Source organism: Actinomadura violacea, assembly GCF_017573465.1.
GTDB classification, from domain to species: domain Bacteria; phylum Actinomycetota; class Actinomycetes; order Streptosporangiales; family Streptosporangiaceae; genus Spirillospora; species Spirillospora violacea.
Window position 1 is genome coordinate 99,576 of sequence record NZ_JAGEPF010000029.1, and the last position, 21,351, is coordinate 120,926.

Annotated in this window: 19 protein-coding genes; 18 read left to right on the forward strand and 1 reads right to left on the reverse strand. The window is 72.7% G+C overall.

The window, feature by feature from the left end; all coding sequences use genetic code 11:
- Positions 1 to 119: 119 nt before the first annotated feature.
- Positions 120 to 2,288 carry an elongation factor G-like protein EF-G2 gene (locus J4709_RS39705; protein ID WP_208249469.1) on the reverse strand — a complete coding sequence of 723 codons (2,169 nt, stop codon included), beginning with the start codon at positions 2,286 to 2,288 and terminating at the stop codon, positions 120 to 122.
- A gap of 321 nt (positions 2,289 to 2,609) precedes the next feature.
- Here J4709_RS39705 and pgsA point away from each other — a divergent pair, with 321 nt between their 5' ends.
- The 18 genes from pgsA to J4709_RS39795 all read left to right on the forward strand — a co-directional run bounded on the left by pgsA (position 2,610) and on the right by J4709_RS39795 (position 21,343).
- Positions 2,610 to 3,344 (forward strand): phosphatidylinositol phosphate synthase, encoded by a 735-nt coding sequence (gene pgsA, locus J4709_RS39710; protein WP_208249471.1) that lies wholly within the window; start codon positions 2,610 to 2,612, stop codon positions 3,342 to 3,344.
- A 75-nt stretch (positions 3,345 to 3,419) separates the two neighbouring features.
- Positions 3,420 to 4,364 carry a phosphatidylinositol mannoside acyltransferase gene (locus tag J4709_RS39715; protein ID WP_307801963.1) on the forward strand — a complete coding sequence of 315 codons (945 nt, stop codon included), beginning with the start codon at positions 3,420 to 3,422 and terminating at the stop codon, positions 4,362 to 4,364.
- Positions 4,361 to 5,524: a glycosyltransferase family 4 protein gene (locus J4709_RS39720; protein WP_208249473.1), complete on the forward strand. Its 1,164-nt coding sequence runs from the start codon at positions 4,361 to 4,363 to the stop codon at positions 5,522 to 5,524. The genes J4709_RS39715 and J4709_RS39720 overlap by 4 nt, the downstream gene beginning before the upstream one ends.
- A gap of 11 nt (positions 5,525 to 5,535) precedes the next feature.
- The gene (locus J4709_RS39725; RefSeq protein WP_208249475.1) at positions 5,536 to 6,075 is read left to right on the forward strand and encodes a LemA family protein; all 540 of its coding nucleotides are present in this window, start codon (positions 5,536 to 5,538) and stop codon (positions 6,073 to 6,075) included.
- A gap of 119 nt (positions 6,076 to 6,194) precedes the next feature.
- Positions 6,195 to 7,226: a DUF3048 domain-containing protein gene (locus J4709_RS39730; RefSeq protein ID WP_208249476.1), complete on the forward strand. Its 1,032-nt coding sequence runs from the start codon at positions 6,195 to 6,197 to the stop codon at positions 7,224 to 7,226.
- Between the two features lie 120 nt (positions 7,227 to 7,346).
- Complete coding sequence (gene pdxS / locus J4709_RS39735; RefSeq protein WP_208249478.1) at positions 7,347 to 8,267, forward strand: pyridoxal 5'-phosphate synthase lyase subunit PdxS; 921 nt, start codon at positions 7,347 to 7,349, stop codon at positions 8,265 to 8,267.
- A 195-nt stretch (positions 8,268 to 8,462) separates the two neighbouring features.
- Positions 8,463 to 9,077 carry a DUF6928 family protein gene (locus tag J4709_RS39740; RefSeq protein WP_208249481.1) on the forward strand — a complete coding sequence of 205 codons (615 nt, stop codon included), beginning with the start codon at positions 8,463 to 8,465 and terminating at the stop codon, positions 9,075 to 9,077.
- Positions 9,078 to 9,193: 116 nt separating this feature from the next.
- Positions 9,194 to 9,817: a pyridoxal 5'-phosphate synthase glutaminase subunit PdxT gene (gene pdxT / locus J4709_RS39745; RefSeq protein ID WP_307801965.1), complete on the forward strand. Its 624-nt coding sequence runs from the start codon at positions 9,194 to 9,196 to the stop codon at positions 9,815 to 9,817.
- Positions 9,818 to 9,821: 4 nt separating this feature from the next.
- Positions 9,822 to 10,577, forward strand: coding sequence for a YebC/PmpR family DNA-binding transcriptional regulator (locus J4709_RS39750; RefSeq protein WP_208249483.1), 756 nt, complete (start codon positions 9,822 to 9,824; stop codon positions 10,575 to 10,577).
- Between the two features lie 95 nt (positions 10,578 to 10,672).
- Positions 10,673 to 11,824: a GNAT family N-acetyltransferase gene (locus J4709_RS39755; RefSeq protein ID WP_208249485.1), complete on the forward strand. Its 1,152-nt coding sequence runs from the start codon at positions 10,673 to 10,675 to the stop codon at positions 11,822 to 11,824.
- 81 nt (positions 11,825 to 11,905) lie between these two features.
- Positions 11,906 to 12,505: a crossover junction endodeoxyribonuclease RuvC gene (gene ruvC / locus J4709_RS39760; RefSeq protein WP_208249486.1), complete on the forward strand. Its 600-nt coding sequence runs from the start codon at positions 11,906 to 11,908 to the stop codon at positions 12,503 to 12,505.
- Positions 12,502 to 13,107 (forward strand): Holliday junction branch migration protein RuvA, encoded by a 606-nt coding sequence (ruvA, locus tag J4709_RS39765; RefSeq protein ID WP_208249488.1) that lies wholly within the window; start codon positions 12,502 to 12,504, stop codon positions 13,105 to 13,107. The genes ruvC and ruvA overlap by 4 nt, the downstream gene beginning before the upstream one ends.
- A complete protein-coding gene (gene ruvB, locus J4709_RS39770) occupies positions 13,107 to 14,174 on the forward strand; it encodes a Holliday junction branch migration DNA helicase RuvB (RefSeq protein ID WP_208249573.1) in 1,068 nt (355 codons plus the stop codon). Before ruvA ends, ruvB begins: the two co-directional genes overlap by 1 nt.
- Before the next feature lie 175 nt (positions 14,175 to 14,349).
- On the forward strand, positions 14,350 to 14,856 hold the full coding sequence (yajC, locus tag J4709_RS39775; RefSeq protein ID WP_208249498.1) for a preprotein translocase subunit YajC: 507 nt from the start codon (positions 14,350 to 14,352) through the stop codon (positions 14,854 to 14,856).
- Positions 14,857 to 14,897: 41 nt separating this feature from the next.
- A complete protein-coding gene (gene secD, locus J4709_RS39780) occupies positions 14,898 to 16,682 on the forward strand; it encodes a protein translocase subunit SecD (RefSeq protein ID WP_208249500.1) in 1,785 nt (594 codons plus the stop codon).
- A gap of 3 nt (positions 16,683 to 16,685) precedes the next feature.
- The gene (gene secF, locus J4709_RS39785; RefSeq protein ID WP_208249502.1) at positions 16,686 to 17,855 is read left to right on the forward strand and encodes a protein translocase subunit SecF; all 1,170 of its coding nucleotides are present in this window, start codon (positions 16,686 to 16,688) and stop codon (positions 17,853 to 17,855) included.
- A 105-nt stretch (positions 17,856 to 17,960) separates the two neighbouring features.
- Positions 17,961 to 18,485 carry an adenine phosphoribosyltransferase gene (locus J4709_RS39790; RefSeq protein ID WP_208249504.1) on the forward strand — a complete coding sequence of 175 codons (525 nt, stop codon included), beginning with the start codon at positions 17,961 to 17,963 and terminating at the stop codon, positions 18,483 to 18,485.
- Between the two features lie 683 nt (positions 18,486 to 19,168).
- On the forward strand, positions 19,169 to 21,343 hold the full coding sequence (locus J4709_RS39795) for a RelA/SpoT family protein (protein ID WP_208249576.1): 2,175 nt from the start codon (positions 19,169 to 19,171) through the stop codon (positions 21,341 to 21,343).
- The last annotated feature ends 8 nt before the right edge of the window (positions 21,344 to 21,351 follow it).

Sequence of the window (21,351 nt, forward strand, 5' to 3'; positions counted from 1 at the left end):
GAGTCACCCTCAGGGATGAGGCGGCGGCGCCAGTTGGACGACTCCGGAAGGATCAACAAGGGTGTCCCGGCAGGACCAAGGGCGGGGGCGGGCCGGCACCCGCCCCCGCCCGCCGCGCCCTAGTCGTGCACCGCCTCGGCGGCCGCGACCTTGTCCGCCAGATGCGAGGGGAGCGGCTCGTACCGCAGGAACGTCCGGTCGAACGTGCCGGTGCCCTGCGACATCGACCGCAGGTCGATCGCGTACCGGACGATCTCCAGCTGCGGCACCTCCGCCTTGATCATCGTGCGGCCGCCCTGGACCGCCTGCGAGCCGAGCACCCGGCCGCGCCGCGAGGTGAGGTCGGACATCACCGGCCCGACGTACTCGTCGGCGATCAGCACGGACACCTCGTCCACCGGCTCCAGCAGCAGCACCGGCACCTGCCCGGCGGCGTCCTTCAGCGCGGCCGCGCCCGCGGCCTGGAAGGCCATGTCGGAGGAGTCCACCGAGTGCGCCTTGCCGTCGTGCAGCGTCACCTTGATGTCGACCAGCGGGTACCCGGCGGACACGCCCCGCTCCATCTGCTGCCGGACGCCCTTCTCGACCGACGGGATGAACTGCCGCGGCACCACCCCGCCGACGATCTTGTCGACGAACTCGAAGCCCTCGCCGGACGGCAGCGGCTCCACCTCGATGTGGCAGATGCCGTACTGGCCGTGGCCACCGGACTGCTTGACGTGCCGGCCGAGGCCCTTGGCGGACCCGCCGAACGTCTCGCGCAGCGGCACCCGCAGCTCGACCCGCTCCACCTCGACGCCGTACCGGGCGCTGAGCCGGTCGATCAGCACGTCGGCGTGCGCCTCGCCCATGCACCACAGCACCAGCTGCCGGGTCTCGGCGTTGTTCTCCAGCCGCAGCGTCGGGTCCTCGGCGACGAGCCGGCCGAGCGCCTGGCTGAGCTTGTCCTCGTCGGCCTTGGACTGGGCGCGGATCGCCACCGGGAGCAGCGGGTCCGGCATCGTCCACGGCGCCATCACCATCGGCGCCGACGGGTCGGACAGCGTGTCGCCGGTCTCGGCGCGCGACAGCTTCGCCACCGCGCAGACGTCCCCGGCGCCGCAGGAGGCGACGGTCCGCTGCGTCTTGCCGAGCGGGGAGGTGAGGGCGCCCACCCGTTCGTCGACGTCGTGGTCCTCGTGCCCGCGCTCGGCCATCCCGTGCCCGGACACGTGCACCGTCATGTCGGGACGCAGCGTCCCGGAGAACACCCGGACCAGCGAGATCCGCCCGACGTACGGGTCGGACGTGGTCTTGACGACCTCGGCGACCAGCGGCCCCTCGGGGTCGCAGCGGATCTCCTTCGGCGGCCCGCCCTTGGCGGGGGTGACGGGCGGGATGCCGTGTTCGAGGGGCGAGGGGAACGCCTGGGTGATGACCTCCAGCAGCTCCAGCATCCCGACGACCGGCCCGGGGTGGTCGCCGTGCGGCACCGACGTGGCGAGCACCGGGTAGAAGCTGCCGCGCGCCACCGCGGTCTCCAGGTCCTCGATGAGCGCCTTGACGTCGATCTCCTCACCGGACAGGTACCGGTCCATGAGGGTCTCGTCCTCGCTCTCCTGGATGATCCCCTCGATCAGCGACGCGCGCTGCTCGGAGATCTGCTCCAGGTACCGCGGGTCGGGCGCGCACTCGGCGCGCTCGCCGGTCGAGTAGTCCAGGCAGCGCTGCGTCAGCAGCCCGACCAGGCCCTTCAGCCCGTCGCCGCCCGCCGCCGGGAAGTACAGCGGCAGCACGCCCTCGCCGAAGGCGTCCTGGCAGCTCAGCACCACGTCGTCGAAGTCGCCGCGCTGCTGGTCGATCTTGGTGATGACGACCGCGCGGGGCATCCCGACGCGGGCGCACTCGTCCCACAGCATCCGGGTGAGGCCGTCGATCCCGTCCACCGCCGAGATGACGAACAGCGCCGCGTCGGCGGCGCGCAGCCCGGCCCGCAGGTCGCCGACGAAGTCGGCGTAGCCGGGGGTGTCGATCAGGTTGACCTTGATGTCGCCGTGCGTGAGCGGGGCGAGCGCGAGGTTGACCGAGCGCTGCTGGCGGACCTCGACGTCGTCGAAGTCGCTGACCGTACTGCCCTCCTCGACCCGGCCGGCCCGCTGCAGCGTGCCCGCCGCGGTCAGCAGCGCCTCCACGAGCGTGGTCTTGCCCGCCCCCGAATGGCCGACCAGCGCGACGTTGCGCACCTTGTCGCACCCGCCGGCCTCCGGTGCCCTGCCGGGGGCTCCCGGGTGTCCTCCCTTGTCCGCCATGACTACCTCCTCGGACGGGCCTCCTCGCGGGGGCCCGCGTCGGCTGGGGCCCGGCCCCGGAGGGCCCGGCCCTGACGTCCGAGTGCGGCGTCCTCGTCCAACGTGCGTGACCGACGTCACACCCGTGTCAACACCCTTTCCCGTGCGCGGCGGGATCACAAGGGGTGAACGGCAAACAACCTGCTTCTGTCCGCCGCGCGGGGCGGCAAACCCCGCCCTGACCGCGTCCGGTCGGCGGCGGCACTACGATTGGGCGCGCCAACGGCGGCCCCCTGGCCGATGCCGGCGGCCCTTCACCCGGCAGCAGGAGAACGGACGGCGATGCTCAACAGAATCAGGCCCGCGCTGGGGCGCGTCCTGACGCCCATCGGACGGACGGTCGCGCGGACCGGGGTGTCGCCCAACGCCATCACCGTGATCGGCACCGCGGGCGTCGCCGCCGGCGCGCTCGTGCTGTTCCCGCGCGGGGAGTTCTTCTGGGGCACGATGGTGATCACCGCCTTCGTGCTGTTCGACATGCTGGACGGCGCGGTCGCCCGGGTCACCGGCAAGATCTCCAAGTTCGGCGCGTTCCTGGACTCCACGATGGACCGGGTCGCGGACGCGGCGATCTTCTCCGGGCTGATGATCGGGCTGTACCGCGACGGCCAGCGCACGCTCGCCGGCGTCGCCCTGTTCTGCCTGGTCGCCGGGGTCGTCGTGTCCTATGCGAAGGCGCGCGCCGAGGGCCTCGGGTACACCTGCAACGTGGGCATCGCCGAGCGCGCCGAACGCCTGATCGTCGCCCTGGTGGCGGCCGGCCTCGACGGCCTCGGCGTGCCGTACGTCCTCGCGGTCGCGCTCTGGGTGCTGGCGGTGCTCAGCACCGTCACGGTCGGGCAGCGGTTCGCGACGGTCTACGCCCAGGCCAAGAACGACCCGGCGCCGAAGCCCGCCGCGCCGGGACGGGCGTCCGGCCCCGCCGCCGGGTCCGGAGCGTCCGCCGCGGGGAACGAAGAGGACGAGGAGAACGGCGAGAAGGCGCACGCGAAGGCCGGCCCGCAGCCGCGCCGGTGACCCCGCCCCGCCGAACGCCGTACCCGTGACCGGGCCGCGCCGACGCAAGGCCGCGCCCAGGAGGGAGCCGTGCCCGTGACCGCGCCAGCCGGCGGCTCCGCGCCCGCGTCGCTGCGCGACGAGGTGATGGACGCCGCCTACGCGCTCGGCTGGACCGTCGTCCGCAAGATGCCCGAGGGCGCCGCCCGGCTGGTGTTCACCGCGGTCGCCGACCGCGCCTGGCAGGCGAACGGCGCCGGCGTCCGGCAGCTGGAGCGCAACCTGTGCCGCGTCCTCGGCAAGCCCGCGGTGGACGACGAGGTCCGCGTGCTCGGCAAGCGGGTGCTGCGCTCCTACGCCCGCTACTGGCTGGAGGTCTTCCGGCTGCCGGAGTACGGCCGGGACCGGATCGTCGGCCGGATGCGGGTCACCGGCGAGAAGAAGATCTTCGCGAACCTCGAGGCCGGCCGCGGCGTGATCCTCGCGCTGCCGCACATGGGCAACTACGAGCACGCCGGCGCCTGGCTCGCCGCCTGCGGGCACCCCTTCACCACCGTCGCCGAGCGGCTCCGGCCCGAGTCGCTGTTCGACCGGTTCGTGGAGTTCCGCGAGAGCCTCGGCATGGAGGTCCTCGCGCACACCGGCGCGTCCGCGTTCGGCCGGCTCGCGCAGCGGCTGCGCGCCGGGCGGCCCGTCTGCCTGGTCGTCGACCGCGACCTCACCGCGAGCGGCGTCGACGTGGAGTTCTTCGGCGCCACCGCGCGGATGCCCGCCGTCTCCGCCGCGCTGGCCGTCCAGACGGGCGCCGCCCTGATTCCCGTGACACTCTGGTACGAGGGGAAGTACTGGGCGGCGCGGGTCCACGAGGAGGTCCCGGTCCCGGACGAGGGCGCCAGGCGGGAGAAGATCCAGACCATGACGCAGGACATCGCGCGGGTCTTCGAGGCGGGCATCGCCGCCCACCCGCAGGACTGGCACATGCTGCAGAAGGTCTGGGTGGACGACCTCGGCCCGGCCGGGCCGGGCGGGGCGTCCCCGTGAACGTCGGCATCGTCTGCCCCTACACCTGGAACGTGCCGGGCGGCGTCCAGCAGCACATCCGCGACCTCGCCGGGGCGCTGACCGCGCTCGGGCACCGGGTGTCGGTGATGACGCCCGCCGACGACGACGCCGACCTGCCGCCCTACGCGGTGTCCGCGGGGCGCGCCGTCCCCGTCCCCTACAACGGCTCGGTGGCGCGGCTGGCGTTCGGGTTCCTGTCCTCGGCGCGGGTGCGCCGCTGGATCAACGAGGGCGGGTTCGACGTCCTGCACGTGCACGAGCCGGCCGCGCCGTCGCTCGGCCTGCTGGCCTGCTGGGCGGCCGACGGCCCGATCGTCGGCACCTTCCACGCCTCCTACGAGCGGTCCCGCGCGCTGTCGGTGACCGCGCCGATCCTGCGCAGCGCGCTGGAGAAGATCAACGGCCGGATCGCGGTGTCCGAGGCGGCCCGCACCAGCCTGGTCGAGCACCTCGGCGGCGACGCGGTGCTGATCCCGAACGGGGTCGCGACCGAGCGGTACGCGATGGCCGCGCCGCTGCCGGGCTGGCCGGGGCGCGCCGGCGCGCCGCGCGGCGCGGGCGGGCCGGAGGCGCTCGGCTTCCTCGGCCGGATGGACGAGCCGCGCAAGGGCCTGCCGGTGCTGCTGCGCGCGTTCGAGGTCCTCGGGCGCCGCCGCCCCGGGCTGCGGCTGCTGCTCGCCGGGCCCGGCGACGCCGACGACGTGGCCGCGCGCGTCTCCCCGGAGCTGCGCGACCGGGTGATCGTGCTCGGGATGGTCAGCGAGGAGGACAAGATCCGCGCCTACCACTCGGTGGACGCGTTCGTCGCGCCCAACCTCGGCGGCGAGAGCTTCGGCATCGTGCTCGCCGAGGCGATGTCGGCGGGCGCCCCGATCCTCGCCAGCGGCATCGAGGCGTTCGACCGGGTGCTGCTCGGCGGCCGCGCCGGAGTGCTGTTCCCGGTCGGCGACCACGAGGCCCTCGCCGCCGCGGCCGAGGCGCTGCTGGACGACCCGGCCCGGCGCAAGCAGCTGTCCGCGGAGGCCCGCGCGGCCGTCCGCGCCTACGACTGGTCGTCGGTGGCCCGCGACGTGCTGCGGGTCTACGAGACGGTCTCCTACGCGGGCGCGGGCGTCGTCGAGTCCGGCCCGGGCGCCTGAGGAACGGCCCGATGCTCTACGACTGGATCATCGACGTGCTGTTCTGGGTCGCCGTCGTGTTCCTCGTCGGGGTGTACGTGTCGTGGCGCGCCACCCGGCTGGACCGGCTGCACGTCCGCGTCGAGACCGCCCGCGCCGCGCTGGACGCCGCGCTGGTCAGGCGGGCCGCCGCCGCGCTGGAGCTGGCCGCGTCCCGGCTGCTGGACCCGGCGGCGAGCCTGGTGCTGGCCACCGCGGCGCACGAGGCGCGGACCGCGGACGCCGACGACCGCGAGTTCGCCGAGAGCGATCTGTCCCGCGCGCTGCGGGCCGTCGCCGACCAGCCGGACTTCGCCGGCACGGTCGCGGGGGAGGGGAGCGGCGGCACCGACGTGCTGGAGGAGCTGTCGTCGTCGGCGGTGAAGGTCGCCTACGCCCGCCGCTTCTACAACGACGCCGTGGCGCAGGCGCGGGCCGCGCGCCGCAAGCCGCTGATCCGCGTCCTGCCGCTGGCGGGCCGCGCGGCGCTGCCGGACTTCTTCGAGATCGACGACGACCCGCCCGGCATCTGACCTCCCGGCGCCCGCGCCGCCCTGGTGATCGCCGCGGGCGGGCCGCCGCGTACAGCGGACCGGGCGAACGCACCATTTCGGTTCGCTACCCTCGGGCAGATCGCCGCAAAGGGAGGGTTATGCGACACGCGTGGCACAGGACGGCACGGGGACGGGCGGCCGCGGGACTCGGCGTCGCCGTGCTCGGCGCGGCCCTCGCGGCCTGCTCGGACTCGCACGGATCGAGCGGTGCCGCACCGCCGAGCGCCCACGGCGGCGCGGAGTCCGGGAGCCCGGCCCCGACGACGCACCCCTTCACCGGCGGCACCGCGGGGCTGACGAACCCCGTCCTCGCCGTGAAGATCGAGAACACCGAGCCCGCGCTGCCGCAGGCCGGGGTGTCGGCCGCCGACATCGTCTACGTCGAGCAGGTCGAGGGCGGCGAGACCCGGCTGATGGCGGTGTACTCGTCCAAGCTGCCGAAGCGCGTCGGACCCGTCCGCAGCGCCCGCATCTCCGACCTGCACATCCTCCCGCAGTTCGGGCATCCCGCCTTCGCGTTCTCCGGCGTGCAGAGCAAGATGAAGAAGTACATCCGCAAGGCACCGGTGTACGACATCTCACAGGAGAACGCCGGTTCCGCCTACTCCCGCTCCAGCGCGAAGCGGATCCCCTACAACCTCTACGGCGACCCGAAGGCCCTGCTCAAGCAGGCACCCAAGGCATCCGCGCCCCACGACGTCGGATTCCGCTTCGGACCGGCGCCCGAAGGCGGCAAGCCGACCGGTTCGTTCACCGCGAAATGGCCCGCGGCGACCATGGGCTTCACGTGGTCGGCCAAGCAGAAGCGCTGGCTCGCCAGCTGGGGCGGGAAGCCCGACGTCGCGGCCGAAGGCGGACGCCTCGGCGGGGCCACGGTCGTCGTCCAGTACGCCAAGACGACCCGCTCCAAGTTCCACGACTTCCTCGGCAGCTACACCCCGCTCATCCAGACGACGGGCACCGGCCGCGCCACCGTGCTGCGCGACGGCAAGGCCTATGACGCCAAGTGGTCGCGCCCCTCGGAGACCTCCGGGACGACCTACACGACCGCCGACGGCAAGCCGATGACGTTCGCCAAGGGGCAGGTGTGGGTGGTGCTGCTGAACGACGGCAAGCCCCACATTCCATAGCGCCGCGGGCGGCCGGTCAACGGCCAATTTCCGGCCATTGGCCTGGCCTGCAGGGGCGTCGAAACAGCCCGCGAGCAGGCAATATCATGGAAGGCGACCTGTCGTCCGCGCACGTGAGGAATGCCCGTGTCCACTTTGAATTCCGCCCCGGAGAACGCGCCCGAGACCGGCACCGCCCGCGTCAAGCGCGGCATGGCGGAGATGCTCAAGGGCGGCGTGATCATGGACGTCGTCACCCCCGAGCAGGCGAAGATCGCCGAGGACGCCGGCGCCGTCGCCGTGATGGCGCTCGAGCGGGTCCCCGCCGACATCCGCACCGAGGGCGGCATCTCCCGGATGAGCGACCCCGACATGATCGATGGGATCATCGGCGCCGTGTCAATCCCGGTGATGGCCAAGGCCCGCATCGGCCACTTCGTCGAGGCGCAGGTGCTGCAGGCCCTCGGCGTCGACTACGTCGACGAGTCCGAGGTGCTCACCCCCGCCGACTACGAGAACCACATCGACAAGTGGGCGTTCACCGTCCCGTTCGTGTGCGGCGCCACCAACCTCGGCGAGGCGCTGCGCCGCATCACCGAGGGCGCGGCGATGATCCGCTCCAAGGGCGAGGCCGGCACCGGCGACGTCTCCAACGCGACCACGCACATGCGGCAGATCCGGCAGGAGATCCGCCGGCTGCAGAACCTGGCGGAGGACGAGCTGTACGTCGCCGCCAAGGAGCTGCAGGCGCCGTACGAGCTGGTCAAGGAGGTCGCGCAGGCCGGAAAGCTGCCCGTCGTGCTGTTCACCGCCGGCGGCATCGCCACCCCGGCCGACGCCGCGATGATGATGCAGCTCGGCGCCGAGGGCGTGTTCGTCGGCTCCGGGATCTTCAAGTCCGGCAACCCGGCGCAGCGCGCCGAGGCGATCGTGAAGGCCACCACCTTCCACGACGACCCCGGCGTGATCGCCAAGGTGTCCCGCGGCCTCGGCGACGCCATGGTCGGCATCAACGTCGCCTCCCTCGGCGAGGACCAGAAGTTCGCCCACCGCGGCTGGTGACGCGCCCGGCGCGGGCCTGACCGCGGCGCCCGGCCGCCCGGTCCGATGACCGGGCGGTCAGGCCGGGTGCCCCTCCCCGCCGGGGCGCCGGAGGGATTACGCTGGCGGCGCGGCCGGTGAGGGGCCGGGTCGCCGGGGCGGGCCCCCCGGAGCCCGCACGCCCCTGCGCGGTGCCCGGCCGCGGGAGGGGAGAGCATGGCTTGGTCCGTCGCGCTGGCGTGCGCGAGCGCGGGTGAACCCACCGAGGTGTTCCGGCCGGGCCTCGTGCCCGACCCGGACGCGGCCGCGCGGATCGCGCGCGGCCTCTACCCGGCGGCCACCCTCACCGAGACCGGCGACACGGTCCTGGACTTCGCGCTCTGGCCGTACGAGGACGAGCTGTTCGTCGGCGCGTTCGAGCGGGCGCTGCTGCTGTGCGACCGGCGGCTGTTCTGCCTCGACGACGACGCCCGCCGGATCGCCGACACCGCGGCCGCCGCGCTGCCGGGCGCGTCCTGCGGCGTGCTGGTCCTGCACACGGTCATCCGCGGCTGCTGGTTCCGCTGGTACGACGCCGGCGAGCTGCGCCGCGACGTGTTCGTCACCGCCGAGGACGGCGTCGTCGTCGACCAGGGCGAGCGCCTCCCCGCGGAGGAGCCGTTCTGGCGGGCCGTCGACGCGGGCGCCCCCGACGTCCCGCTGCCGTTCGACCACGAGGAGTTCGGGCTCGCGCTCGCCGCGGCCCACATGTTCGGCCGCGGCATCGCCGACCGCGGCAAGGACGGCTTCCTGCCGCTGGAGCTCCCGCTCCGCCGCTTCAAGCACGCGTAAGGGGCACCGGGCCGCGGCGGGGCGCCGGAAGATCCACCACGTCCCGCCGCGTTATGAGTACGTCCAGGTTTCTCCGCCATGTCCGCGTCCGCGCGACCCCCGAGAGGTTCACCCACGTGACTGCTGCAGTGCCGACCATCGGAGTCCTCGCCCTCCAGGGCGACGTGCGCGAGCACGCTCGCGCCCTCGAACTGGCCGGCGCGCGCACACTGAAGGTGCGGCGCGCCGAGGAGCTCGACCAGGTCGACGGGCTCGTCCTGCCGGGCGGGGAGTCCACCACCATGTGGCGGCTCGCGCGCGCGTTCGAGCTGCTGGAGCCGCTGCGCAAGCGGATCGAGGCGGGCCTGCCCGCCTACGGCTCCTGCGCCGGCATGATCATGCTGGCGGACCGGATCCGGGACGGCGCGGCGGGCCAGGAGACCATCGGCGGGATCGACATGACCGTGCGGCGCAACGCGTTCGGGCGGCAGGTCGACTCCTTCGAGTCCGCCGTCCCGCTGACCGGTATGGGAGACACGCCGTACCACGCCGTTTTCATCCGCGCGCCCTGGGTGGAGTCGGTCGGCGACGCCGTCGAGGTCCTCGGACGCGCCGAGAGCGGCCCGAACGCCGGTAGGATCGTCGCCGTCCGCCAGGGTCGTCTCATGGCGACCTCCTTCCACCCGGAGCTGACGGGCGACTTCCGCGTGCACCACTACTTCGCCGATCTGGTGCGCCGGGCGATGCGCAAGGAGGATTGACTGAATGTCCGGCCATTCCAAATGGGCGACCACCAAGCACAAGAAGGCGGCCCTCGACGCCAAGCGGGGCAAGCTCTTCGCCAAGCTGATCAAGAACATCGAGGTGGCGGCCCGCACCGGCGGCGGCGACCCCGACGCCAACCCGACGCTCTACGACGCCATCTACAAGGCGAAGAAGAACTCCGTCCCCAACGACAACATCGAGCGCGCGCGCAAGCGCGGCGCCGGTGAGGAGGCCGGGGGCGCCGACTGGCAGAACATCACCTACGAGGGCTACGCCCCGGGCGGTGTCGCCGTGCTGATCGAGTGCCTGACCGACAACCGCAACCGCGCGGCCTCCGAGGTCCGGGTGGCCCTCACCCGCAACGGCGGCTCCCTCGCCGACCCCGGCTCGGTGTCCTACATGTTCACCCGCAAGGGCGTCGTGATCGTCCCCAAGGCGGGCACCAGCGAGGACGACGTCATGATGGCCGTCCTCGACGCGGGCGCCGAGGAGGTCAACGAACTCGACGAGGAGAACTTCGAGGTCGTGAGCGAGGCCGGCGACCTCGTCGCGGTCCGCACCGCGCTGGTCGAGGCCGGCATCGACTACGAGTCGGCCGAGAGCAAGTTCCTGCCGAGCGTGACCGTCCCGCTGGACGAGGACAACGCCAAGAAGGTCTTCCGCCTGCTGGACGCCCTCGAGGACTCCGACGACGTCCAGGACGTCTACGCCAACTTCGACGTCACCGACGAGGTCATGGAGAAGATCGACGCCTGAGCCGCGCCGCATGCCGTGAACGCCGCCGTAGCCCGTGAGGGCGCGGCGGCGTTCGGCTTCCCGGGCCGCCGCCGCGATGGTCTACGGTCGGGATCATGGAGATCCGCCCCCTCGGCCCCGGCGACCTGGCCGAAACCCGCGACATCCGCGCCCGCGCCTTCGGCCCGATGACGGACGCCCGGTGGGAGGCGTCGCTGCGCTACTCGGCCCCGATGCTGGAGGCCGGGCGGTGGTTCGGCGGCTTCGACGGCGACCGGATCGTGGCGACCGGCCGCATCCACGACATGACCCAGTGGTGGCACGGCCGGGCGGTCTCCATGGGCGGCATCGGCGGCATCACGGTCGCGCCGGAGGAGCGCGGCCGCGGGCTCGGGCGCCGGCTGATGACCGGGATCCTCGAGCGCTGCGCCGGCTTCGGGCACGCCGTCTCGATGCTGTACCCGGCGACGACGCGGATCTACCGGTCGCTCGGCTGGGAGCACGCCGGCGCCCAGCACAAGATCGAGATCTCCGCGGAGGCGCTGCGCGGGATCGCCGCCGAGCGGGTGCCGGTGCGCCGGGCCGGGCCCGAGGACGCGGCGGAGGTCGCGGCGGTCATCGGCCGCGTCCACGCGTCCGCCGGCGACTGCGGGCCGGTCGGCTGGCACCCGTCCATGTGGCCGGTCCTCCTCGGCGATCCCGACTCGTACTGCTACCTGGCCGAGGACGGGTTCCTCGCCTACCGCTGGGCGGAGGGGAACACGGCGCTGGTGGTCGACCGGGCCGTGGCGGCCTCCGAGCGGACGCTGCGCGCGCTCTGGGCGATCGTGGGCTCCGGCTCGTCGACGGCCCCCACGGTCAGCGCCTGCGTCTCGCCCCTGGACCCGGTCCTGTGGCTGCCCGGCGAGCGTGAGAAGGAGACCGTCCGGCGCAGCCAGTGGATGCTGCGGGTGGTGGACGCGCCCGCCGCGATCGAGGCGCGCGGCTATCCGGAGGGTGTCGCCGTTTCGGTCCCGCTGGAGATCGACGACCCGCAGCGGCCGGAGAACACCGGCCACTGGCGCCTGGAGGTCAAGGACGGCGAGGGGCGACTGGAGCGCTCCCGCGAGGACGCCGCGGCGGTGCGCCTCGGCGCCCGGGGCCTGTCCGCCCTCTACGCGGGTGTTCCGGTCGCGACCCTGCGCCGCGTCGGCCTGCTCGGCGGCGGGGACGCGAGGGCGCTCTCCACCGCGTTCGCGGCCACGCCGTTCTCCCTCGACTACTTCTAGCGGGACACGCCCGCCGCGGGCCGACGATGTCATGCTGACTTGGTAGCGTGTTCGGCCGAACAGATGATCGAAGGAGCGGCCGTGCGGGTGATGGGGGTGGACCCCGGGCTCACCCGGTGCGGGGTGGGCGTCGTCGAGGGCGCGCCCGGCAAGCGGCTGCACCTGGTGCACGTGACGGTGGTGCGGACCGCCCCCGACGAGGACCACGCGCTGCGGCTCCTCGGCGTCGAGCAGGGCATCGAGGCGCTGATGGACCAGCTGCGCCCCGACGCGGTCGCGGTCGAGCGGGTGTTCTCCCAGCACAACGTCCGCACCGTGATGGGCACCGCGCAGGCCGCCGGCATCGCGATGCTGGCCGCCGCCCGCCGCGGCCTGCCGGTCGCGCTGCACACCCCGAGCGAGGCCAAGGCCGCCGTCACCGGCAACGGCCGCGCCGACAAGGCGCAGGTGACCAGGATGGTGACCCGCCTGCTGAACCTCGACGCGGCGCCGAGGCCGGCGGACGCGGCCGACGCGCTCGCCCTCGCGATCTGCCATGTGTGGCGCGGCGGCGCGCAGCAGCGCCTCGCGCGGGCGCAGGTGTCGCGGATCGAGGAGGCGGCGCGGGCCGAGCGCGAGCGGCTGGCCGCCCGGACCACCACCGCCCCCGGGGGCGGGAGCAGAGGAGGAACTGTCCAGTGATCGCCTTCGTCAGCGGCCAGGTGGCCGCCGCCGGGCCGGACGGCGCGGTGATCGACGTGCACGGCGTCGGCCTGGCCGTGCAGTGCACGCCCGCGACCCTCGCCGGGCTGCGGGTCGGCGACCAGGCGAAGGTGCCCACCTCGCTGGTCGTCCGGGAGGACTCGCTGACCCTGTTCGGGTTCGCCGACGACGACGAGCGGACGGTGTTCGAGCTGCTGCAGACCGCCAGCGGCGTCGGCCCGCGCCTCGCGCTGGCGATGCTGGCCGTGCACACCCCGAACGCGCTGCGCCGCGCCGTCGCCACCGAGGACCTGAACGCGCTCACCAAGGTGCCGGGGATCGGCAAGAAAGGCGCGCAGCGGATCGTCCTGGAGCTGAAGGACCGGCTCGGCGGCCCGGTCGGCGACGGCGCCGCCGAGGTGCGCGCGCCCGCCGCGTCCGAGGCGTGGCGCGCCCAGGTCCAGATGGGCCTGGTCAACCTCGGCTGGTCCGCCAAGGACGCGGACGCGGCCGTCGACGCGGTCGCCGCCGACCTCGACGGCGCCGAGGCGCCGCCGGTCGCGGCGCTGCTGAAGTCCGCGCTGAAGAAGCTCGCCAAGTGATGGAGGACGCGGAGCGGCTGGTCTCGGCGGACGCGGAGGGCGCCGAGGAGCAGGTGATCGAGGCGGCGCTGCGGCCGAAGAAGCTCGACGACTTCGTCGGGCAGGAGCGGGTCCGCGAGCAGCTGTCGCTGGTGCTGCGCGGGGCGCTGCGGCGCGGCCGCACGCCCGACCACGTGCTGCTGTCGGGCGGCCCGGGGCTCGGCAAGACGACCCTCGCCATGATCATCGCGGCGGAGCTGGGGCAGCCGCTGCGGATCTCCTCGGGCCCCGCGATCGAGCGCGCCGGCGACCTGGCGGCGGTGCTGTCCACGCTCGCCGAGGGCGAGGTGCTGTTCCTCGACGAGATCCACCGGCTGGCGCGGCCCGCCGAGGAGATGCTCTACATGGCGATGGAGGACTTCCGGGTCGACGTCGTCGTGGGCAAGGGCCCGGGCGCGACCGCGATCCCGCTGGACATCGCGCCGTTCACACTGGTCGGCGCGACGACCCGGGCGGGCATGCTGCCCGGCCCGCTGCGCGACCGGTTCGGGTTCGTCGCGCACATGGACTTCTACGAGCCCGCGGAGCTGGAGGTGATCGTCCGGCGCTCGGCGCGGCTGCTGGACGTGGAGATCACCGACGACGGCGCCGCCGAGGTCGCCGGGCGGTCCCGGGGGACGCCGCGGATCGCCAACCGGCTGCTGCGCCGCGTCCGCGACTACGCCGAGGTCCGCGCGGACGGCGTGATCACGCAGGAGCTGGCGCGGGCCGCCCTCCGACTGTACGAGGTGGACGAGCGTGGTCTGGACCGCCTCGACCGGGCCGTCCTGGAGTCCCTGATGCGCAAGTTCGGCGGGGGGCCGGTGGGGCTGTCGACGCTCGCGGTGTCGGTGGGGGAGGAGCCGGAGACGGTCGAGGTCGTCGCCGAGCCGTTCCTCGTCCGGCAGGGCCTGCTCGCCAGGACGCCCCGGGGCCGCATCGCGACGCCCGCCGCGTGGGCGCACCTCGGCATCGCCCAGCCGGCCGCCTCGCCCATGGCCGGTACGCTGTTCGAGGTAAGCGACGACGCCGATCGGCCCGAACAGTGATCATGTTGTAACGGGATGGGAACTTCCCGGCGTCGCGGATCGTCACGTCGTTGCCGGGGTCTCGCGTACTCTCTAGACTCCGGGACTTGGTTCCACCGTCTCCAGCCCGCGTTCCCCATGGGGTGACCGATCCGGTCACAGGCTGGGCAAACCACATCGGAAGGATGCCCCAGTAATGGGCAGCGACATGATTTTGGCGGCTTCGTCCGGCGGCAGCGGGGGCTTCAACCTGCTGCTGCTCCTCGCCGTCCCCGTGGTCTTCTACTTCCTGCTCATCCGGCCGCAGAGCAAGCGGCGCAAGGATCAGATGCAGATGCAGAACGCCATGGAGCCGGGTGCCCGGGTGCTGACCACCAGCGGCATCCGCGCCACCGTGGTCTCCGTCGACGACGACGGTCTCCTGCTGGAGATCGCGCCGGGCGTCGAGGTCCACTTCGTCAAGCAGGCCGTCATGCAGGTCCTCAAGGACGACGAGCCCGAGGAGCTGGACGACGAGGCCGACGACGACGAGCTCGAGGCCGACGAGGACGCCGAGCGCGTCGACCTGTCCAAGGACGAGCCGGCCGAGGTGGACCTGTCCAAGGACGCCGCCGGCGACGCGGCGGACCTCGACGACGAGGACGAGGACGACGAGTCCAAGCCCAAGGCGAAGGCCAAGGCCGGGGAGAAGCCCTCGGCCTGACACGCCTCCGGCAACGACTCAAGACGGGAAGAAAACGACCAGTGGCCTCGCCTAGCAACGTTCCCAAGCCCGGGCGCACGCTCTTCGCGCTCTTCGCGGTCATCGCGATCCTGGCCGGCGTCGCGGTCCTGCAGGGCCAGATCAAGCCCAAGCTCGGTCTGGACCTGGCGGGCGGGACGACCGTCACGCTCACCGCGAAGACCGAGCAGGGCAAGAACCCGCCGGCGGACCTGATGAACCAGGCCGTCAAGATCATGACGCAGCGGGTCAACGGTCTGGGCGTGTCCGACGCCGAGGTCGCCAAGCAGGGCAGCAACAACATCGTGGTGAACGTGCCCGGCGAGGGGCAGGGCCGCGTCGTCGGGCTGATCGGCACGACCGCCAAGCTGCAGTTCCGGCAGGTGTTCGCCTACACCGACGGCAAGCCCTCGGCGGGCGGGGCCACCCCCGCCCCGTCCACGAGCCCGTCGGGGAAGCCGAGCCCGTCCGGCAAGCCCAGCCCGGGCACGACGCCGTCGACGTCGCCGTCCGCGTCCGCGACGCCGCGCAGGCGCGCGGTGTCGGACGCGCTGGCGGCGCCGACGCCGAAGCCGTCCGGCACGCCGTCGGCGTCCCCGTCGGCGTCGCCGTCCTCGCCGCTGGTGTCGCCGTCGCCGTCCACCGGCGCCCAGACCTACCCGGGCGTCACCGACCAGGCGGTCATCAAGCAGTTCGAGTCGCTGGACTGCTACAACGGCGACCGGCACGCGCCGGGCTCCAACGACCCGAACCGCAAGTTCGTCGCCTCGTGCGCCCAGAAGGTCGAGAACGGCCAGGTCGGCAAGTACATCCTCGGCCCGGTCCGGGTGCTGGGCGAGAACGTCAAGAGCGCGACCGCGATGCCGCCGAACTCCCAGCAGGGCCAGGCGAGCTGGTCGGTGGCGCTGAAGTTCGACGGCAAGGGCGCCCGCCAGTTCGGCGACGTCACCACCGACGCGTCCAAGGCCTTCCAGGCCGACCAGTCCTCGCCGCAGGCGCAGGTCGCGATCGTGCTGGACGGCCAGGTCGTGTCCGCGCCGCAGATCAACCAGGGCGCGATCACCGGCGGCAGCGCCAGCATCGACGGCCCGGCCGACAGCTTCACCCAGCAGTACGCGACCGACCTCGCCAACGTGCTGAAGTACGGGGCGCTGCCGCTGGAGTTCAAGCAGAGCTCCATCGACGAGGTGTCGTCCACCCTGGGCTCCGACCAGCTGACCGGCGGCCTGATCGCCGGCGCGATCGGCCTCGGCCTGGTCCTGGTCTACTGCATGGTGTACTACCGGGGCCTCGGCCTCGTCGCGGTGTCCAGCCTGATCGTCGCCTCCGTGATCACCTATGAGGCGGTGGTGATCCTCGGCGAGGGGATGGGCTTCCGGCTCTCGCTGCCGCACATCATCGGCCTGATCGTGTCGATCGGCATCACCGCCGACTCGTTCATCGTCTACTTCGAGCGGCTGCGGGACGAGCTGAGAGCGGGCCGCAAGCTGCGCTCGTCGGTGGAGAACGCCTGGAAGCGGGCGCGGCGCACCATCCTGGTCGCCGACGCGGTGACCTTCCTGGCCGCCGTGGTCCTGTACTTCCTCGCGGTCGGCGGCGTCGCCGGGTTCGCGTTCGCGATGGGCCTGACCACGCTGATCGACATCGTGGTGGTGTTCTTCTTCACCAAGCCGATGGTCGCCCTGCTGTCGCGGACGAAGTTCTTCGGCCGCGGGCATCCGATGTCCGGGCTGGACCCCAAACGGCTGCGCCGCACCGCCCAGGGCGCCTCGGGCGTCGCCGCCAGCAAGACGAGCCAGGAGGCCTGAGCCATGGGGCTGCGCGCGGTCATCTCCCGGATCTACCGGGGCGAGATCAGCGCCGACATCGTCGGCAAGCCGAAGATCTGGTACGGGCTGTCGGGGGCCCTGCTGATCCTGTCGATCGCCGGGCTGCTGATCCAGGGCCTCAACTTCGGCGTGGAGTTCAAGGGCGGCTCGGTCTTCACCTTCAAGTCGCCGAGCTCGTCGATCGAGCAGGTGCGCAGCGCCGCGTCGGACGGCGGCGCGCACGACCCGATCGTGCAGAAGGCCGGCGACGACTGGCGGGTCACCACCCAGAGCCTGTCCTCCACCCAGGTGACCCAGGTCAAGGAGACCATCGACAAGGAGCTGAAGGTCCCCGCGAACAAGGTCAGCACCCAGGTGGTCGGCGCCTCGTGGGGCGGGGAGATCCAGAAGAAGGCGTGGCAGGCGCTCGTCGTCTTCATGATCCTGATCATCGGCTACCTGTCGGTGGCGTTCGAGTGGCGGATGGCGGTCGCCGCCGTCGTCGCCCTCGTGCACGACCTGATCATCACGGCGGGCGTGTACGCCTGGTCGGGGTTCGAGGTCACGCCGGCGACGCTGCTGGGCTTCCTGACGATCCTCGGGTACTCGCTGTACGACGCGGTGGTCGTCTTCGACATGATCAAGGAGGTCACCAAGCCGCTCGGCCCGACCTCCAGGACGACCTACAGCGAGGCGGCCAACCAGGCGCTGAGCAGCACCCTGGTCCGGTCGCTGAACACCTCGCTGGTCGCGATCCTGCCGGTCGGCGCGATCCTGTTCATCGGCACCACGTTGTTCGGGGCGGGCACGCTGAAGGACCTGTCGCTCGCGCTGTTCGTCGGCATGATCATCGGTACGTACTCCTCGCTGTGCGTGGCGACGCCGCTGCTGGTGCAGCTCAAGGAGCGCGAGCCGAAGTACAAGCAGATCCGCGCGAACATCGCCCGCCGCGAGCAGAGCGCCAAGCGGCAGGTCAGGAGCGCGAAGGTCAGGGCCGCCACCGGGGCGTCCGGCGACGCGCCGGCGGACGACGAGCCCGGCGATGACGGCGACGGCGACGCGCCGTCCACCGAGGGGCTGCCGTCCGGCGTGACCATCAAGAAGGTCGTGCAGACCGGGCCGCGGCAGCAGCCGCGCCGCGGCACCCGACAGCAGCGCCGCGGCGGCAAGTAGAGCGGGAAGCGCCGTGCCCGCGCCGGTCACCCACCGTGGTGACGGGCGCGGGCACGGCGCGGTCATGAGCGGGATCACGTGCGATTCGTCACAGGGAGTGAAACGGTGGACCTCGGCAAGCTGATCCAGGAGCGGATCCGCGACGTGGACGACTACCCGAAGCCGGGCGTGGTGTTCAAGGACATCACCCCGCTGCTGGCCGACCACGTCGCGTTCGCCGGGGTCGTCGACTCGATCGTCAACCACCACGGCCGCGGCACCGTCGACAAGATCGTCGGGATCGAGGCGCGCGGGTTCATCCTCGCCGCGCCGGTCGCCTACCACTTCGGCGCGGGCTTCGTCCCGGTGCGCAAAAAGGGGAAGCTGCCGTCGCGGACGCACGAGGAGACCTATGATCTCGAGTACGGGACCGAGACGATCGAGATCCACGTCGACGCCTTCGAGCCCGGCGACCGGGTGCTGATCGTCGACGACGTGCTGGCCACCGGCGGGACGGCCCGTGCCGCCGCCGAGCTGGTCCGCCGCGGTGGCGGCGAGGTCGTCGGCCTGTCGGTGCTGCTGGAGCTGTCGTTCCTGCACGGGCGCGACAAGCTGGGGAATCTGGACGTCCATTCATTGGTTACGGTCTAGGACGAAATGCCCGGCGGATACACTGGCTCCCAGGATCCGCCGGGGACGGGTGTCCCCGCCGGCGCGGAGACGGCGCCCGCGAGGGCTGAGGAGGCTGGGTGCGCGGTGAGGTGGTATCGACCGGAGCGGTGACCGACGCCGCCGCGGACGCCGCGGACGGGGCCCGCCGGGAGCGGGACGCCGCCGCGGAGCCCGCAGAGCGGACCGGTGCGCCCACCGCCGCGGAAGAGCGCGCCACCGACGAGCTCGCCGCCCGCCCGCCCGCCACCGCCGAGCAGCCGCCCGCCCAGGAACCGCCCGCCGCCGGATCCGAGCAGCCGCCCGAGGCTCCGCAGGCCGAGACGCGGCAGCCCGCTTCCCGGCAGACCGAAGCCCCGCAGGCCGGATCACCGGCCGCCGAGCCGTCCACCGCACCCTCCGCGGCGAAACCGGCCTCTCCGTCGAAACCGGCGGCGGAGCCGCAACGCGAACCGCAGGCCAAGGGGCCCTCCGGCGACGGCGCCTCCGGCGGACCGGCCGCGGCGGCCCGCCCCGTCCAGGGGCCGGCGACGCCGCCGGCGCCCGCCGCCCCGGGAGCCACGTCCTCCGATGTCCAGTCCAGGCCGACGCAGGCCGCGATCCCACCGTCCGCCGCCCGGGTGCGCCGGCGGCTCGCCAGGCTGGGCGCCCAGCGGGGTCCCGCTATGAACCCGGTACTCGAACCGCTCATCAAGACCGTCCGCAACACCCACCCCAAAGCGGACCTGCGGCTGATCGAGCGCGCCTACGACGTCGCGGCGCACTACCATCGCGACCAGAAGCGCAAGAGCGGCGACCCGTACATCACGCACCCGCTCGCCGTCGCGACGATCCTCGCCGAGCTCGGCATGAACACCGAGACGCTGTGCGCGGCGCTGCTGCACGACACCGTCGAGGACACCGAGTACGCCCTCGACGAGCTGCGCGCCGACTTCGGCGATGAGATCGCCGCGCTCGTCGACGGCGTCACCAAGCTCGACAAGGTCAAGTACGGCGAGGCCGCCGAGGCCGAGACCGTCCGCAAGATGGTCGTGGCGATGTCCCGCGACATCCGCGTCCTGGTGATCAAGCTCGGCGACCGGCTGCACAACATGCGGACGCTGCGCTACATGCCGCGGCACAAGCAGGAGAAGAAGGCCCGCGAGACCCTCGAGGTGTTCGCGCCGCTCGCGCACCGCCTCGGGATGAACACGCTGAAGTGGGAGCTGGAGGACCTCGCGTTCGCCACGATGTACCCCAAGCGGTTCGACGAGATCGCCCGGCTGGTGTCCGAGCGCGCCCCGCGCCGCGACGTCTACCTGCAGGAAGTCATCGAGAACGTCTCCACCGACCTGCGCGAGGCCCGGATCAAGGCCACCGTGACCGGCCGGCCGAAGCACTACTACTCGATCTACCAGAAGATGATCGCCCGCGACGTCTCCTTCGACGACATCTACGACCTGGTCGGCATCCGGGTCCTCGTCGACAGCGTCCGCGACTGCTATGCCGCACTCGGCTCGATCCACGCGCGATGGAACCCGGTCCCCGGCCGGTTCAAGGACTACATCGCGATGCCGAAGTTCAACATGTACCAGTCGCTGCACACCACGGTGATCGGCCCCGAGGGCAAGCCCGTCGAGCTGCAGATCCGCACCTGGGGCATGCACCGGCGCGCGGAGTACGGCGTCGCCGCGCACTGGAAGTACAAGGAGGAGACGGTCGGCGGCCGCAAGGCCGGCGACATGCAGTGGCTCCGCCAGCTCCTCGACTGGCAGAAGGAGACCGCCGACCCGGCCGAGTTCCTGGAGTCGCTCCGCTTCGACCTGTCGGTGTCCGAGGTGTTCGTCTTCACCCCGAAGGGCGACGTCATCGCGCTGCCGCAGGGCGCCACCCCCGTCGACTTCGCGTACGCGATCCACACCGAGGTCGGGCACCGATGTATCGGCGCCCGCGTGAACGGCCGCCTCGTCCCCCTCGAGTCCACCCTCGACAACGGCGACACCGTCGAGGTCTTCACCTCCAAGTCGCAGGACGCCGGCCCGAGCCGCGACTGGCTCGGCTTCGTCAAGAGCGCCCGCGCCCGCAACAAGATCAAGCACTGGTTCTCCAAGGAGCGCCGCGACACCGCGATCGAGTCCGGCAAGGAGTCGATCGCCCGCGCGATGCGCAAGCAGAACATGCCGTTGCAGCGGATGATGTCCGGGGAGGCGCTGCTCGCCCTCGCCCGCGACATGCGCTACACCGACGTGTCGTCGCTGTACGCGGCGGTCGGCGAGAGCCACGTGTCCGCGCAGACCGTCGTCCAGCGCCTCGTGGACGCCCTCGGCGGCGTGGAGAGCGCCGAGGAGGACCTCGCCGAGATCGCCCTGCCCACCCGCCGCAAGCGGACCCGCCCGGCGGGCGACCCGGGCGTCGTCGTCGCCGACGACCCGGACGTGTGGGTGCGGCTGTCGCGCTGCTGCACGCCCGTCCCCGGCGACGACATCGTCGGCTTCGTCACCCGCGGCCACGGCGTCTCCGTGCACCGGGCCGACTGCGCGAACGTCGCCGCCCTGAAGACGCAGCCCGACCGGTTGATCGACGTCAAGTGGTCGCCCGGCGAGGACTCGGTGTTCCTCGTCGCGATCCAGGTCGAGGCCCTCGACCGCCCGCGGCTGCTGTCGGACGTGACGCGCGTGCTGTCCGACCAGCACGTCAACATCCTGTCCGCGTCCGTCACCACCACCCGGGACCGCGTCGCCGTCTCCCGCTTCACCTTCGAGATGGGCGACCCGAAGCATCTCGGCCACGTCCTCAAGGCCGTCCGGTCCATCGACGGCGTCTACGACGTCTACCGCGTCACCAGCGGCGCCACCCGCTGACGGACGAG